This is a genomic window from Colwellia sp. Bg11-12 (genome assembly GCF_014076955.1).
Lineage (GTDB): Bacteria > Pseudomonadota > Gammaproteobacteria > Enterobacterales > Alteromonadaceae > Colwellia_A.
The window spans coordinates 85,938-102,484 of record NZ_JACGUZ010000053.1 but is presented as its reverse complement, the minus strand read 5'-3'; the positions used below and the strand labels follow the sequence as shown (position 1 = coordinate 102,484).

The following is a 16,547-nucleotide window of genomic DNA, read 5'->3' as shown; positions in this document are numbered from 1 at the left end:
TATCTCATTTATTGAAATAACTTAAGGAACAACCATTGCTATGACTATATTTCGTCTCTACGTTAAAAAATTATTTGATGGTCAAAACTATATTGACGATCAAGTGTTAACGATCGCCGATGGAAAAATCATAGCATTCGACAACAACACAGCAAGCGTAGATGAAGTACTAGAAGGTTTGGTTGTTCCTGGTTTTATTGATCTACAGGTCAACGGAGGTGGAGGCGCATTATTTAACGACTCACCTTCATTGAATAATATTAAAACGATTATGGCGGCTCATGCCAAATTTGGCACTACCGCTATGCTACCGACTCTTATTACCGATAAAATATCTGTAATGGAGCAAGCTGCTGACGCAATAGCTAAAGCTATCGCAGAAAAAGTGCCTGGTATTATTGGTATTCATTTTGAAGGGCCTCATTTATCTGTGGCGAAAAAAGGTGCTCATATTGAAGAGCATATTCGCCCAATTTCATTGCAAGAGTGGCAAGTACTTGAACGCAAAGATATGGGGCAAATATTAGTAACACTTGCACCAGAAACAGTAAATACTGACGATATTACGCGTATGGTTTCTTTAGGTATTAAGGTGTGCTTAGGGCATAGCAATGCTGATTTTAATACGGCGCAAAAAGCGTTAGTTGCTGGGGCTGATGGTTTTACGCATTTATATAATGCGATGTCGCCCATACAAGGTAGAGAGCCGGGTGTTACAGGATGCGCATTGTTAAACGATCAAGCCAGTTGTGGCTTAATTGTTGATGGTCATCATGTTAACTACGACAGCTGTAAATTAGCCCTTAAAGCCAAGCCCGCAGGAACCATTTTTTTAGTCACAGATGCAATGCCACCAGTAGGAACCAATAGTATTGAGTTTGATTTAGTCGGTAAGAAAGTCTTATTGAACAAGGGGAAATTAACCTCAACAACAGGCGAGTTAGCCGGTTCGGTGTTAGACATGGCACAAGCGGTAGAAAATACCCATTTAGGTTTGAAATTACCTTTAGATGAAGCGTTGAGAATGGCCTCGAGTTATCCGGCAAATTATATCAACCAACGTGATATTCGAGGGGGGTTAATCATAGGAAGCCAAGCTGATTTTGTTGAGCTTGACGATAAATTTAAAGTGAAGTCTACCTGGATTGCAGGAAATAGAGTTTACAAAAAAGCATGTTAGTTATAACTATCGTAAAACAATAATAATAAGATAAATATTGAGGAATATATGGAAATGACAATAACAAACGATAAACCAAAGAGTAATGCACTACCGATGGCCATTGTCGCAGTACTCTTTTTTATACTCGGCTTTGCCACATGGCTTAACGGGTCACTAATGCCGTACTTGAAACAGATCTTACAATTGTCACCGTTCCAAGCTTCATTAATACTATTCTCATTTTATATCGCTGTTACTTTTACAGCCTTACCGTCAGCAACCATTATTCGTAAAATTGGTTATAAAAATGGTATGGCTTTAGGTATGGCGACGATGATGATTGCTGGATTGCTGTTTATTCCTGCTGCCCAAACACAAATATTTGCTTTGTTTTTGTTTGCTCAGTTAGTGATGGGATCAGGTATTACTTTGTTACAGACTGCTGTTAATCCTTATGTTGTACGTTTAGGGCCTGAAGAATCGGCGGCTGCGCGTATCAGCATCATGGGCATTTTGAATAAAGGTGCGGGTGTTATTGCACCTGTAGTTTTCACGGCATTAATTTTAAGTGGCTTTCAAGAGCATTCAGCTGAAGTACTTACGCAAACCCGTATTGACGAAATGGCTAATTCACTTGTTATGCCTTACCTAGGTATGGCAATTTTTATTGGTTTGTTAGGTTTTGCCGTAAAAAAATCATCACTACCTGAGTTACCCAGTGAAGATGATTCAGAAGAAGCGAATAGCAAAGGACATATAAAAGAAGCATTATCCCACCCTAGTTTAGCGTTGGGTGTCTTGACCATATTCTTCTATGTTGCCGTCGAAGTCATTGCTGGCGATACCATAGGCACGTTTGCTTTGTCTTTAGGCGTTGAAAACTACAGTGTTATGACTTCATACACCATGATATGCATGGTGGTAGGTTATATTCTAGGGATTTTCTTAATTCCTCGTTTTATTTCGCAACAAAAAGCGTTAACTGTTTCGGCTATTTTAGGCTTACTGCTTAGTTTAGGCGTGGTTTTTGGTGACAATAATTCATATGCAATTGCCAATGCGGTACTTGTTCCTTTTGGTGGTGCGCAATTGCCCGACACTTTACTGCTTATTGCCTTCCTTGGCTTAGCAAATGCGATTGTTTGGCCAGCAGTCTTCCCATTGGCACTTTCAGGCATGGGTAAATTAACCAGCGTAGGTTCGGCATTACTCGTTATGGGAATTTCAGGTGGCGCTTTTGGTCCACTATTTTGGGGCTTAGCAAGCGGTTCATCATTTGGTCAACAAGGGGGATATATCGTGATGTTACCTTGTTATGCCTTTATTTTATTTTATGCGCTTAAAGGCCATAAAATGAAAAGTTGGAAGTAGTTTACATCTCTGGACAATGTGTAAACGTAAATGTTTTATAGACATATTTTATAAATTTATCCGTATGGATATCCGATCTCACTAGTTGAGGGTGCGTTAAACGATCTGATTTGATCGACCCTGAGTTTATACTCAGGGTTTTTTTTGCTTTAAGTTTATGGCAGTATAAAGATATAAACAGCCATAGCTTAGTAGGAATATCAGTTTAACGGGCTGGTTTTAGAAAATGTGGTTTTGTATTATTGATTATGGTACTTTATTTCATCAGTTATTTATTGAGTTTTGATCTTTAGCCGTTATAGAACGACATGATAATTATACGTGGCGATGATTCAATGAATTTATATATAACAATAAGATTATGAGTGGACCATGGAAGACTTCCAAAAAAAGACAGTAACAGTAATTTATTACAGTGATACATCCCTTGAACTTTTACATAAAATTGAATTGTTCTTACAGTCGCCAGAAGGTCGAGTGGTGATCCCTGAAAGTTTTAAACGAGGTAAGTCGATAATTGCTGTCTGTGACGGCGAGATTAACATTCTCAATAAAATCGGTGACCGCATTATATCGGCTTATGATGTTGCCTAGTTAAACGATTAAATTTTACAATAAAAAACGCTACACAAAGGCAAATATAATATTTACCTTTGTGTAGCGTTTTTTTTTACTAGTATTGTTGGTTTTCTATCTGTTCTTTTGTATAGCTTGGCTTTACATGTTTCTCGCCCATGTCATCAGCTAATTCTTTAGGTATGTAGTTTTCGTCATGTTTAGCTAATACTTCAGAGGCTTCAATGAAATTACCATTAACCAACATTCCGTTAGCCACAATACCTTGTCCTTCACGAAATAAATCAGGCAATATGCCATCATAATGCACTTTAATGACAGGGTCTGTATCATTAAAAATAATAGGCATTCTCATATCAACGAGTTCAAAAGTAACATCTAAGCTCGATGGGTCACGTTTTACACTCCCAGGAACAACTAAACCACCAATACGTAAACGCTGGCCGTTAATCGGTTTAATGCCCGTATCGTCTTTACCCTGATATATTTCAGAAGGTTTAAAGAATAAGTCTATGTTTTGGCTTAGGGCATAAAGCACCATTCCTGCAACAATACTTAGGCCAACTAAAATTGAAATAACTATGGTTAAACGTTTTTTACGACGAGGATTCATGGAACAACCTTATTAGATTTTTTTGATAGATCTTGTACAACTGACATCTTATCATCAGTTTGCTTCGCTTCAGCTAAAGACTTTTCAGCTGCTTTACGTAATTTTATTTCTCGCTGTAAACGTTGAGCGATTTTATTTTTAACATTCTTATGATTATTATGGCTGCTATATACGAGTGCTGCTAATAGAAAAGCGCTTACGCCGTATGATAACCAAACGAAAAATGCGTAGCCACCCATATCCAAAAATGCAGAAATACTATCAAATTGCATTATTTAACTCCTTCTTCGGTAATTAATGCTCGTACCCAAGGACGCATACCGTTACGTGATAATATTTCAGTACGAAAACGGATACAAATCACAAAGGCAACAAGCATTGCTATACCTAAAAAGCAGATCACGAAAGGCCAAAACATATTCATACTCATTGATGGAGCGCTCATTTTACTAACCGTTGCACCTTGGTGAAGCGTGTTCCACCACTCAACTGAATATTTAATAATAGGAATATTTACGACGCCTACTAGCGATAAAATTCCGGCTGCTTTTCCGGCAAGATTTTTATCTTCAAAAGCATTGTGTAAAGCAATTACCCCTAAATAGAGGAAAAGTAGAACGAGTTCAGAGGTTAAACGTGCATCCCAAATCCACCAAGTTCCCCACATAGGTTTACCCCAAGCGGCACCGGTAAACAATGCGATTGCGGTAATAACTGCACCCACTGGAGCCATTGCTGCAGCGGATGCGTCAGCAAGTCTAAACTGCCATACCAAGCTACAGAAAGCTGCTGTTGCCATTGCCATATAAATGCTCATCGATAAAATAGCAGTAGGGACATGAATATAGAATATTCTAAAACTGTCACCTTGTTGGTAATCTGCAGGAGCAAAAACCAGTGCCCACACAATGCCTATAAAAAGCAGGACAAAAGTGATTTTTGAAATCCAAGGTAATAATTTACCCACAAAGTGATACGACACTTCAGGATTTGCATAAGGATGTAGCCATTTCCACATTAGTTAGTACTCACTTTTAACGCTGCACTTACAGCAAATGGGGCTAAGGTTAACGAGCCAAAAAACAGTGCGGCAATTATAGCAAGTTGTCCGCTGTAGGGTAAGTTCATTGCCGCAGTATCTATGGCGCTAGTCGCAAATATCAATACAGGAATATAAAGGGGCAATACTAATAAGCTGAGTAATACGCCACCTTTCTTAAGACCAACGGTCAATGCAACACCTATAGCCCCAAGTAAACTTAATATGGGCGTGCCTAACAATAACGTTAGCATTAATGCACTGTAACTATTTTCATTCAAATGTAACAGTACGGCAAGAAGTGGGGCAATAAAAATAAGGGGTAAGCCGGTCACCAACCAATGAGCGGTTATTTTTGCTATTACTAATATAAAAATGGGATGAGGGCTCAGCATCATTTGTTCTAACGAACCGTCTTCATGATCAGATTTAAATAACCGGTCGAGCGACAATAGTGTAGAAAGTAAAGCGGCTACCCAAATAATGCCTGGGGCGATACGCGATAAAGTCGTAGATTCAGGGCCAATACCAAGAGGAAATAACGTAACAACAATAATAAAAAATAATAATGGGTTAATAATATCGTCACGATGACGAAAAGCAATAGTGAGATCTCGTTTAATAATTAAATTGAATGCGGCTTTATACGATAAATTATGTTCGGGTGTCATGCTAAGTTATCTCTAATAAAAGCGGTAATCTAAAGTGATTTTTTTCACCTTATCTTCAGGAAATGACAAGTCTTGGTGAGTCGTTAATATAACACAACCACCGCGTTGAGCATGTGCTAGAAATAATTGCTCTAATTTTTCGACGCCGCGCTTATCTATAGCGGTAAAAGGTTCATCGAGTATCCAAATAGGGGCTGTACTTTGCCATAAGCGTGCAAGAGAAATTCGACGATGCTGTCCGGCACTTAAATGTGATGCTAGGGCATTTTCAAACCCTAATAAATTCACTTTTTCTAACGTTTCTTCCGCTGTCGATACATCGTTGCCATGTAAGGCGAGCGTAAACTCTAAATTTTCTTGAGCGGTCATTTCACCTTTCACACCAGGTAAATGCCCTATATATAGAAGATTTTGGTGAAATTCATCAGACTGTTCAGTAATGTTTTGTTCTCTAAATAATACAGTGCCGTCATAAGGTTGAGATAATCCCGCTAAAATACGCAATAAACTCGTTTTACCTGATCCATTTGGGCCTTCTACCTGTATAACATCGCCACTACATACTGAAAAATTAAGTGCTTCAAATAATATTCTGTCTTCACGAATACAAGTCAATCCGTTTGCTGATAGCAGTACTTGATTATTTGTTGGGTTATTTAATGGTTTAATATGTAGAGAATTTGCCAATAGAATCACTTTTTTAATAATTATTATACGTTAGTTTTACATCAAGTTTATAAGCTGAATGTTATCGTAATTTGCGGCATAACGATTTGATTTAGATCGCATTATCAAATCGGGTAATATCATACTATATCGCACAGTAAAGGCTAGCATTAGAAGTGAGAAAATTAATCATTTATTTTGTTAGTACATTGATGATATTAAACATCATATAGTGCTAGAATTACCAAAATTTTTAGTTTGAAATTTTTTATTTATTTGTTCATTGGCAGATAATTTAAACAATAACTGACTATAAAATTATTATAATGATGTCTTTTATCGATAAATTTTTGTATTTAGTGTTTTCACTGAATCGGAGAAAGTAATGATCCCTGAAGTAATGCTCCCTGAGTTAGGACATTTCGCCCTTATTATAGGTTTGGCTTTTGCTATATGTTTAAGCATTATCCCATTAGTAGGTTTGGCAACTAATCAACAACGTTTAGTTGGTTATGCTAAACCTTTAACCTTTGGCATGTTTGCCTTTACAACTATCAGTCTCATTATTCTCGGCTGGAGTTTTGTTATCGACGATTTCTCCGTTAAATATATTGCGGGTCATTCTAATTCTCATTTACCTTACTACTTTAAAATCAGCGCGGTATGGGGTGGACACGAAGGTTCTCTTTTGTTGTGGGTTTTCTCATTAACTGCCTGGACTGCCGCTGTCGCTAAATTCAGTAAAGGCATTGATGAAGCTTTTGTTGCTCGAGTTTTAGCTGTTCTGGGCATGATAGCCATTGGATTTATGCTCTTTACGCTATTAACGTCTAATCCATTTGAGCGACTATGGCCAATGGTGCCAACCGAAGGCCGCGATTTAAATCCACTGCTACAAGATATTGGCTTAATTATTCACCCTCCGATGCTTTATTTAGGTTATGTCGGCTTTTCTGTTGCTTTCGCTTTCGCTGTTGCGGCGTTAATGTGTGGCAAGTTAGATGCTGCTTGGGCTCGCTGGGCAAGACCTTGGACCGTCGCTGCATGGATATTCTTAACATTAGGTATCGCTTTAGGGAGTTGGTGGGCTTATTACGAACTTGGCTGGGGCGGATGGTGGTTCTGGGATCCAGTAGAAAATGCTTCCTTTATGCCATGGCTGGTCGGTACTGCACTTATTCATTCATTAGCGGTGACAGAAAAACGCGGCACATTCAGAAACTGGACGGTATTACTGGCAATATTTGCTTTTAGTTTAAGTTTATTAGGTACCTTCTTAGTGCGTTCGGGCGTTATTACGTCGGTGCATTCATTTGCCGCTGATCCTGGTCGTGGTTTATTTATTTTATTGTTGCTGGCTATAGCGGTTGGCGGGTCATTAACACTTTACGCTTTTAGAGCCAGTACCGTGCAAACTTTTAGCCGTTTTGCTTTGTACTCTCGAGAAACTGCGCTACTTATTTGTAATATTATTTTAGTGGTTGCAACTGTTACTGTCATGTTAGGGACCTTATACCCATTGTTAGTTGACTCAATGGGCTTAGGAAAAATATCGGTAGGACCTCCGTATTTTAATGCGGTATTTGTGCCGATAATGAGTTTACTTTTTGTCGTCATGGGTATTGGTCCGTTAATTCGCTGGAAAAAAGCCAAACAAGGTGAGTTACGTAAACAAATGTTCAGTCCACTCGTGATAAGTCTTGCCGTGGGTATTTCATTTCCATTTTTATACGGTGGTGAATTCGTGCCCTTGGTTACTATGGGGGTAGGTTTAGCCTGTTGGGTTTTCCTTGTTGTTTTAAAAGAGTTAATTAATCAAATAAACTCGGGTAATGACAAATGGAAATTCTCTAAGCTGACGTTAAGCCAATGGGGCATGACCTGTGCTCATATGGGCATAGCGATCACTATTGTTGGTGTAACTATCGTCTCAGTATATGAAAGTGAAACGAACGTAAAAATGTACGTTAATGACAAAGTTCAAATTGACGATACCGATTATGAAATTGCTTTTAAAGGTATTAAACAGGTAAAAGGCGCTAATTATAGTGCTGAACAAGGCCAGATTGAAGTTTATAATAATGGTGAGTTTGTTACGCTTTTAAAACCTGAGCGCCGCACGTACCTAGTACAAACCATGGGAATGACTGAGGCAGGTATTGATCCGGGTTTATTCCGTGATATTTATGTGGCATTAGGTGATCCCTTAGAAGGAAATGCTTGGGCAGTTCGTGTCCATTATAAACCTTTTGTTCGTTGGATATGGTTGGGCGCAATATTTATGGCATTTGGTGGCTTTTTAGCGATATTAGATAAACGTTACCGTCGTAAAAAAGTTATTAAAAAGGTACAGACAACTTCTTTAGTAACACCTGCTGCTGATAAATTAGCAACAAGTAAAGAGGGAAATACGTAATGGGGAAATTGATTCGTTTTATTCCACTTATTTTATTTATTGCACTAGGCGCTATATTATTCAGAGGGTTATCACTTAACCCTACTGAGTTACCTTCTGCGCTGATCGGTAAAAAATTTCCTGAATTTGCTTTAACGTCAGTGTTAAGTGAATCACAGATTATGACAACAGCTGATTTTAAACCCGGTATTAAACTGGTTAATGTTTGGGGAACTTGGTGCCCATCATGTCGTTACGAGCATGAATATTTAAACAAACTGTCAAAAACAGATCGTTTTACTATTTACGGTTTAAATTATGATGATGAGCGTGTAAATGCTGCACAATGGTTAACTAAACTCGGTAATCCTTATCAATTCTCAGCTTTTGACGAAGAGGGGAAACTCAGCGTGAATTTAGGTGTTTATGCAGCACCTGAAACCTTTGTTGTTGATCACAGTAATATTATTCGTAAGCGTTATGCTGGCCCACTAACACCAGAAATTTGGCAAAGTGAATTTGAACCACTGATTACACAAATTGAAGCTGATTTTCTAGCCTCTTCTCGCCATAAAGGAAATCAGTAATTATGTTCAGTAAATACTTAGTTGTAGCACTTATCGCAACGGTTACTATCTTTAGTTCATCTATTTTAGCAACGCCGGTTGATACTTATGTTTTTAAGGATAAGGTCACAGAGACTCGCTTTAATGCACTTAACAAAGAATTACGTTGTCCTAAATGTCAAAATCAAAATTTAGCTGATTCAAATTCACCCATTGCTGAAGATTTACGTCGAGAAGTTTACGATATGCTTCAAGCAGGTAAAGCCGATATGGAAATTGTTGACTTTATGGTGTCTCGTTATGGGGAGTTTGTTTTATATCGTCCACGAGTTAATAGCTTAACTTATATTTTGTGGTATGGCCCAGCAGGCCTGCTCTTTATTGGTGCTATCGTTGTTGTTCTAATTCTGCGAAGGAAACCAGTAAAAAATGCCCAAAAACCATTAAGCACTGATCAGAAAGACAAACTTGATCAAATTCTGAAAAATAAATAAGGCTGTCTCATGGAATTAATTTTTATCATTATCGCCTTTTTATTACTGATATTAGTAGTAGTGTGGGCACCTTTTATAAAGCAACAACAAAGTACAATTACCATTGATGATACACAACGCGATGAAACCAACGTGCGTTTATATCATGAGCATAAAGCTGAGATAGAAAAAGATTTTCAGCAAAATAATATTGATGATGAAAACTATCAGTATTTATTAACGGAACTTGATAATACGTTATTACAAGATATGGAAAATCAAGATCTTGAAAATAATACCCCACAAGAAATTAAGGTATTAGGCATTGTTTGGCCTGTTGGTTTGTCGCTTTTTATTTTAGCTTTTAGCTTTTATTTGTATGCCGAAATAGGTACTTATGAAAAGTTAACAACAATGGTGCCACAAGCGCCAATGCAACAATCGGCGAGTTCCGAACAACAAACGGTTAACGAACTTAAACGTTTGATGGAAATCACTAAAGCTGAACCTGAAAACTCAGATGCTTGGTATAGTTTAGGGCAGTCATTAGTTAACGTTGGTGAATTTGATAGTGCGTTAAAAGCATATGACCAAGTGCTACGTATTGAAGGTCCACAAGCGGATATATTTGGTGCTAAAGCGCAAGCAGTCTACTATAAAAATGAGCAAAAAATTGATAGTACAGTTCAAGGTCTTATCGACCAAGCGTTAACGATTGACCCTAATGATCCTTCTACTAATATATTATTAGGGATGCATAATTTTATTGCTGGTAACTTTAAAGTCGCTATTTCTCATTGGCAACGTGTTGTTGATTCAGATAAAAAGAATGTTAATAAGCAAGCATTATTAGAAGTGATTGAAGAAGCGAAAACTCGTCTGGCCAATCCTGATAGTACGGGTGTTAAACCCAGTGAAGCTGATGAAAGCACCACAGGACCGCAATTAACGGTAAGTGTTTCGTTAAGTGATGAAATATTAGCTAAATTGTCGCAGGAAGACGACAGAACTGTCTTTATTTATGCGATACCTGCTGATACTTCGCGAGGACGTATGCCACTAGCTGCCGTTAAGTTATTAGCGAGTGATTTACCTATCACCATTATCTTGAATGATTCTCGTGCAATGACGCCACAAGCTAAGTTGAGTGATGTCGATACAGTACACATTTATGCGGTAGTTTCCGCTTTAGGTGGTGCAGGTATTAAATCAGGCGATTTTAAAGCAGAACTTAATGATGTAGCCATCAGTACAACAGAGCCACTAAATTTAGTGGTTAGCAGTATTGTTCCATAAGATAAGCGATATTATTTTTTGAACCCTTTAATCATCATGCTGAATTCTTTCAGTATGATGATATATAAATAGGGTATATTAATTAATCGTAATTTTGTCGACATTTAAATAATAGAGTATCTAATTCATGCCTAAATTTTCTGGACGTTTTCACGGCCGTACAAAAGAAATTCATAACAAAAAAGCAAAAATTGGTGTATTGCTCACTAATCTTGGCACGCCTGAAGCGCCAACGCCTTCAGCTTTACGGCGTTATTTAGGCGAGTTTCTCTCTGATCCTCGTGTGGTTGAAATACCTCGACTTATTTGGTTGATGATATTACATGGTATTATTTTACGGGTTAGACCAAAAAAATCAGCTAAGTTATATGAGAGTATTTGGACACCTTCAGGCTCACCATTATTGGTGATCAGCAAACAGCAAAAAGATGAAGTGGCCAAAGTACTTGCCGAAAAATATGGCGAAGATGTTAAGGTTGAATTAGCAATGCGCTATGGTAAGCCTACAATCAATGATGCTTTAGACAGGTTACAAGTTGCCGGTGTTAGTAAAATAATTACCTTACCGCTTTACCCTCAATATGCGGGTCCTACGGTCGGTTCAACGTTTGACGCCGTTGTTAATAAAATTAAATCTTGGCGCTGGATACCTAGCTTAAGTTTCATTAGCGGCTATCATGACAACCCTAAATACATAGCTGCGCTTGTCCAAAGTGTAAATAAGCATATTGCAGAGCATGGTAAGCCAGATAAATTAGTGTTGTCGTTTCATGGTATGCCTAAGTACTTTCTCGAGCAGGGTGACCCTTATTATTGTTGTTGTGCAAAGACAACGCGTTTATTAATGGAGGCGTTAGCCTTTACTGAGGATGATTTTGTGATGACCTTTCAGTCACGTTTTGGTAAAGCTGAATGGTTACAACCTTATACTGATGAAACGCTTGTTGATCTTGCCGCTAATAATAAGCATGTGGCTATAATTAGCCCTGCATTTAGTGCTGATTGTTTAGAAACGTTAGAAGAGCTAGTGCACGAAAATCGCGATATGTTTATTGGTGCTGGTGGTGAAACGTATCATTACATTCCGGCCTTAAATACCGATGAAATGCATATTGATGCCATTGTAGATATTATATCTGCAGAAATTACTCTTTAGTTAAGATAATACGATCTATTATTAATAGGGCGTGTCAAAACTATAAGCGGTCATCATGTCTATTTTTTATTCATGGTGACTTCTTAAATACAAGATTAATCCTGACAATCCCTCGGGTATACTGTCTCTTTAGAACGTTTTTTTTCTACCATCAGATAACAAGTTAAGTTCAATAAATGCTTTTAAATCGTCTTTTAGTGCTTTTTTTTCCTAAACATAGAGCAATAATTGACAAGATAAACAACCATTTTAAATTAGGCTCTGATACTTGCACCGCAGGGGGTAACTGAACACTTATAAAACTCTGACCTAAATTTCCTCTTCCTGCTGTTTCACTTTCAATAACCCATTCAAAATCCTGATAACGATTACCCTGCTGTGTTAATTGTAACGATTGTCCTTGAGGAGAGCCATTTTGGCTGATAGAAATGTTATTACTGAATATTCCTGAAGCTGCACCATTTTTTGCTTCAAAAGCACCTTCATAAGACAGAAACTATATCACCTGATTACTATTATCAACGAGTGCAATACCATCTCCAATACCACTAGTAGCGCCATTTTGAATACCACTGATGGCAAGTGCTAAAAATCCAAAGCCATTATTGCTGTCCGTTAAGGTGATATCACCGATGGTAGTCGTTTTATAAATTAACCCCGTCGTGCCATTATAAAACTGTAAAGACCAATCTAATAGATTTAAGCCAGCAGTTCCGGCAAGTTCAACAAATTCATTTTTGTCAGCACCGCTATTATCGTAATGAATTTCATTAATGAAAATAAGAGACGCTTTGGTTGTTATTGGGTTTAATAATAAAATGACTGAAAGTAGTAGATATTTTGTTGGTATGGCTAAATATTGCGTATTCATATAAATTCCCTTTATGATTAATTATTAACGTTTTGTTAGCAATTATTTTACATAAAGAGTGTAGCAGAACTTGATTTTTTTGCGTTCAGACAGAGAGAATTAATCGCTAGAGATAGTGTAATAAACTGAATTTTAAAATAAAAAAAAAGCGAAACAATTTTCATTGTTGCGCTTTTTATTCGGGTCTATTGACCCGTTAATAATTAGAATAAACTAGTTATTAAGAAGCAATTACGTTTTCAGCTTCAGGACCTTTTTGTCCTTGCTTGATAGTAAAAGTAACAGCTTGGCCGTCAGTTAGTGTACGGAAACCGTCACCAGAGATAGCGCTGAAGTGAACAAAAACGTCAGGACCGTTATCTTGCTCGATGAAACCGAATCCTTTAGATTCGTTAAAAAATTTTACTTTACCAGTTACTGAATCAGACATGTGAACATTTCCCGTAGGTTTAATAATTAAAAAATAGTAATAAGTGGATTATCCACTTTGATATATACGGAGTAAATGCTCTCTACCTATAAAAGTACAGACAGAGAAAGGTTTCCAATAACACAAACTAGTAGCGTCTGAGGTTAATCAATAATCACCTTTATAAATAAAGGTTATAGTTGAAATATCCTTCTCCCGAAACGCAAAAACTCAACGCAAAAGTATGTTAGCACAATATTTTATTGAGATCCTATAAAATCTTTAAGATTTAGTGACTTTTTTATGACATAAAAAAGCCAGCTAAGGTGCTGGCTTTATTGAATATTTATAACTGAGAATCATTATTATTTATCAATGATACATAAATGACGATTACAACGTTGAAATTTGTGTCATTTGCTCAGCAAGCTTTGTTAACGCAGACTCTGCATCGGCTAACTTAGCTTTTTCTTTGTTAATAACAGCCTCTGGAGCTTTACCAACAAACTTTTCATTACTTAGCTTACCGCGTGTTCTATCAGCGTCTTTTTCTAACTTATCAATTGCTTTAGCTAATCGTGCGAGTTCTGCTTCCTTATCAATTAAGCCTGCCATTGGTATTAAGACTGATAAATCTCCAACAACAGCTGTTGCTGAAAGTGGACCGTTATCATCATCCGCTAAGACCGTTATGCTTTCAAGTTTTGCTAAAGCACTTAAAAATTGTTGATTTTCATCTAAACGACGTTGATCATTTTCGTTAACATTTTTAAGTAATACCGGTAACTCTTTACTTGGAGAAATATCCATTTCACCACGAATATTACGAATAGCAACAATAAATTGTTTTACCCACTCTAAATCGTCAATAGCTGTTTGGTCACATTGGCTTTCGTCAAACTGAGGGAAGCTTTGCACCATAATGCTAGCAGTCTCATTACCTTTTTGATCAGCAGCAAAATTACTTAATGGCACAACACGTTGCCAAATTGTTTCAGTAATGAATGGCATAATAGGGTGCATCAAACGTAATAAACTTTCTAAAACAGTCACTAAAGTATGACGCGTACCACGTTGTTGTGCTTCACTACCTTTGAACAATACTGGTTTGGTTAACTCTAAGTACCAATCACAAAACTGGTTCCAAGTGAATTCGTAAAGTGCTTGTGAAGCTAGGTCAAAGCGGAATGCATCAAAAGATTCATGAACAGTTTTAACGGTTTGCTGAAACTGGCCTAGTATCCAACGGTCAGCTAATGAAAATTCCATTTCACCTTGTTTAGCGTTAACCAGTTTTCCACAGTCTTGCTCTTCGGTATTCATTAAGACGTAACGACTTGCATTCCATAATTTATTACAGAAATTGCGGTAACCATCTAAGCGTTTCATATCCCACGTAATGTCACGACCTGTTGAAGCAACAGAGGTTAAGGTGAAACGTAAGGCATCAGTTCCATGCGCTTCAATACCTTCTGGGTATTCTTTTTTAGTTAATTTGTTTATTTTTGCGGCCAACTTTGGCTGCATCATATTACCCGTTCGCTTTTCCAACAAGTCTTCAAGGGCAATGCCATCGATCATATCTAGTGGATCAACAACGTTACCTTTTGACTTACTCATTTTATCGCCATTTTCATCGCGAATAAGTCCAGTCACATAGACTTTTTTGAACGGAACTTGTGGCTTACCATTTTCGTCTTTAATGAAATGCATGGTCATCATGATCATGCGTGCAACCCAGAAGAAAATAATATCAAAGCCAGTAACGAGCACATCAGTTGAATGGAATTTCTTAAGATCTTCCATACTACTTGGCCAACCTAAGGTTGAAAATGTCCACAAGGCTGATGAGAACCACGTATCAAGTACGTCATCGTCTTGTTTTAAGTTAACATCAGCACTTAATGAATACTTAGTGCGAACTTCTTCTTCGGTTCTACCCACATAGACACCACCATTGTCGTCGTACCAAGCTGGAATTCTATGACCCCACCAAAGCTGACGAGAAATACACCAATCTTGAATATCACGCATCCAAGCGTTGTACATGTTTTCATATTGTTTAGGCACAATTTCAATTTCGCCATTTGCTACTGCGTCAATGGCAGGTCCAGCGAGAGGTGCCGTGCGAACATACCATTGATCAGTCAATAATGGCTCAATGATCACACCAGAACGATCACCATAGGGTGCAACTAAATCATGTTCTTTTACTTCAACTAAAAAGCCTAAGTCTTCAAACGCGTCAACAATGGCTTTGCGGGCAACAAAACGGTCTAAGCCAGCAAATTCAGCCGGTAATTCAGTGCTATATGCATCTGATGGCTCGCCATTGTTCTTATAAACTTCGGCGACGGCTAAAATAGCGGCGTTTTTATCTAAAATATTGATTAAGGGTAAATCATGACGTTTACCCACTTCGTTATCATTAAAGTCATGGGCTGGTGTTATTTTTACACAACCAGTACCCTTGGCCATATCAGCATGGTCGTCGCCAACAATTGGAATTAAACGATTAACTAAGGGTAATAAAACATTTTTACCAATCAGGTCTTTATAACGAGGGTCTTCAGGGTTAACTGCTACACCCGTATCACCTAATACTGTTTCTGGTCGAGTTGTTGCTACGACTAAGTAGTCATGACCTTCAGCCGTTTTTGCGCCGTCAGCCAAAGGATAGCGCAAGTACCACATGTGGCCTTTTTTATCTTTGTTTTCAACTTCTAAATCAGAAATAGCGGTATGGAACTTTGGATCCCAGTTAACTAAGCGTTTACCACGATAGATTAAATCGTCTTCAAATAAGCGTACAAAGACTTCTTGCACGGCTTCAGACATACCGTCGTCCATCGTGAAGCGTTCGCGAGTCCAGTCAATTGAGTTACCTAATCGGCGCATTTGTTTGCCAATAGTGCCACCTGACTCGTTTTTCCATTCCCACACTTTATCAATGAATGCATCACGACCGTAATCATGACGTGTTTTATCTTCTTCAGCGGCAATTTTACGTTCTACGACCATCTGTGTTGCTATACCGGCATGATCCATTCCGGTCTGCCATAAGGTATTTTTACCCTGCATACGTTGATAGCGAATTAAGGTATCCATAATAGTCTGTTGGAACGCGTGTCCCATATGCAAACTACCGGTAACGTTAGGTGGTGGTATAGCGATGCTATAGCCATCTCCTTCGCCAGTTGGGCTAAAATAACCTTGCTCTTCCCAACTTTGATAAAGAGACTGTTCTATTTCTGAAGGATTGAATGTTTTTTCCATGGGAATG

15 protein-coding genes and 1 pseudogene are annotated in these 16,547 nt (G+C 37.9%); 8 read left to right on the top strand and 8 right to left on the bottom strand.

Annotation, left to right across the window (positions count from 1 at the left end):
• The first annotated feature begins 40 nt into the window (after positions 1–40).
• From nagA to H4J39_RS04120, 3 genes are all read left to right on the top strand, one after another.
• Positions 41–1,180, top strand: coding sequence for an N-acetylglucosamine-6-phosphate deacetylase (gene nagA / locus H4J39_RS04130; RefSeq protein WP_182226119.1), 1,140 nt, complete (start codon positions 41–43; stop codon positions 1,178–1,180).
• Positions 1,181–1,228: 48 nt separating this feature from the next.
• Positions 1,229–2,533 (top strand): N-acetylglucosamine MFS transporter NagP, encoded by a 1,305-nt coding sequence (gene nagP / locus H4J39_RS04125; RefSeq protein ID WP_404842678.1) that lies wholly within the window; start codon positions 1,229–1,231, stop codon positions 2,531–2,533.
• Positions 2,534–2,905: 372 nt separating this feature from the next.
• Positions 2,906–3,127: a TIGR02922 family protein gene (locus tag H4J39_RS04120; protein ID WP_182226117.1), complete on the top strand. Its 222-nt coding sequence runs from the start codon at positions 2,906–2,908 to the stop codon at positions 3,125–3,127.
• 79 nt (positions 3,128–3,206) lie between these two features.
• Here H4J39_RS04120 and ccmE read toward each other — a convergent pair whose 3' ends face one another.
• The 5 genes and pseudogenes from ccmE to ccmA all read right to left on the bottom strand — a co-directional run bounded on the left by ccmE (position 3,207) and on the right by ccmA (position 6,119).
• Positions 3,207–3,722 carry a cytochrome c maturation protein CcmE gene (ccmE, locus tag H4J39_RS04115; RefSeq protein WP_182226116.1) on the bottom strand — a complete coding sequence of 172 codons (516 nt, stop codon included), beginning with the start codon at positions 3,720–3,722 and terminating at the stop codon, positions 3,207–3,209.
• Between the two features lie 95 nt (positions 3,723–3,817).
• Positions 3,818–3,994, bottom strand: a pseudogene (gene ccmD / locus H4J39_RS19340) (heme exporter protein CcmD); the annotation flags it as partial.
• Entirely contained in the window at positions 3,994–4,740 is a 747-nt protein-coding gene (locus tag H4J39_RS04105; RefSeq protein WP_182181711.1) for a heme ABC transporter permease, read from the bottom strand. The gene H4J39_RS04105 and the pseudogene ccmD, both read right to left, overlap by 1 nt.
• Positions 4,740–5,432, bottom strand: coding sequence for a heme exporter protein CcmB (ccmB, locus tag H4J39_RS04100; protein ID WP_182226114.1), 693 nt, complete (start codon positions 5,430–5,432; stop codon positions 4,740–4,742). The genes H4J39_RS04105 and ccmB overlap by 1 nt, the downstream gene beginning before the upstream one ends.
• 12 nt (positions 5,433–5,444) lie before the next feature.
• Positions 5,445–6,119: a cytochrome c biogenesis heme-transporting ATPase CcmA gene (ccmA, locus tag H4J39_RS04095; RefSeq protein ID WP_259368750.1), complete on the bottom strand. Its 675-nt coding sequence runs from the start codon at positions 6,117–6,119 to the stop codon at positions 5,445–5,447.
• Between the two features lie 379 nt (positions 6,120–6,498).
• Between ccmA and H4J39_RS04090 the strand changes: the two genes are divergently transcribed.
• The 5 genes from H4J39_RS04090 (at position 6,499) to hemH (ending at position 11,984) form a co-directional block, all read left to right on the top strand.
• On the top strand, positions 6,499–8,514 hold the full coding sequence (locus tag H4J39_RS04090; protein WP_182226161.1) for a heme lyase CcmF/NrfE family subunit: 2,016 nt from the start codon (positions 6,499–6,501) through the stop codon (positions 8,512–8,514).
• On the top strand, positions 8,514–9,080 hold the full coding sequence (locus H4J39_RS04085; protein ID WP_182226113.1) for a DsbE family thiol:disulfide interchange protein: 567 nt from the start codon (positions 8,514–8,516) through the stop codon (positions 9,078–9,080). Before H4J39_RS04090 ends, H4J39_RS04085 begins: the two co-directional genes overlap by 1 nt.
• 2 nt (positions 9,081–9,082) lie before the next feature.
• Positions 9,083–9,553 (top strand): cytochrome c-type biogenesis protein, encoded by a 471-nt coding sequence (locus H4J39_RS04080; RefSeq protein WP_182226112.1) that lies wholly within the window; start codon positions 9,083–9,085, stop codon positions 9,551–9,553.
• A 9-nt stretch (positions 9,554–9,562) separates the two neighbouring features.
• Complete coding sequence (gene ccmI / locus H4J39_RS04075) at positions 9,563–10,828, top strand: c-type cytochrome biogenesis protein CcmI (protein WP_182226111.1); 1,266 nt, start codon at positions 9,563–9,565, stop codon at positions 10,826–10,828.
• A gap of 127 nt (positions 10,829–10,955) precedes the next feature.
• A complete protein-coding gene (gene hemH, locus H4J39_RS04070; protein WP_182226110.1) occupies positions 10,956–11,984 on the top strand; it encodes a ferrochelatase in 1,029 nt (342 codons plus the stop codon).
• 496 nt (positions 11,985–12,480) lie between these two features.
• Here the strand turns inward: hemH and H4J39_RS04065 are convergent, their stop codons facing one another.
• From H4J39_RS04065 to H4J39_RS04055, 3 genes are all read right to left on the bottom strand, one after another.
• Positions 12,481–12,855, bottom strand: coding sequence for a lamin tail domain-containing protein (locus tag H4J39_RS04065; protein WP_182226109.1), 375 nt, complete (start codon positions 12,853–12,855; stop codon positions 12,481–12,483).
• Positions 12,856–13,075: 220 nt separating this feature from the next.
• Positions 13,076–13,285, bottom strand: coding sequence for a cold-shock protein (locus H4J39_RS04060; protein ID WP_070375833.1), 210 nt, complete (start codon positions 13,283–13,285; stop codon positions 13,076–13,078).
• 372 nt (positions 13,286–13,657) lie between these two features.
• Positions 13,658–16,540 (bottom strand): valine--tRNA ligase, encoded by a 2,883-nt coding sequence (locus tag H4J39_RS04055; RefSeq protein ID WP_182226108.1) that lies wholly within the window; start codon positions 16,538–16,540, stop codon positions 13,658–13,660.
• Positions 16,541–16,547 lie beyond the last annotated feature (7 nt).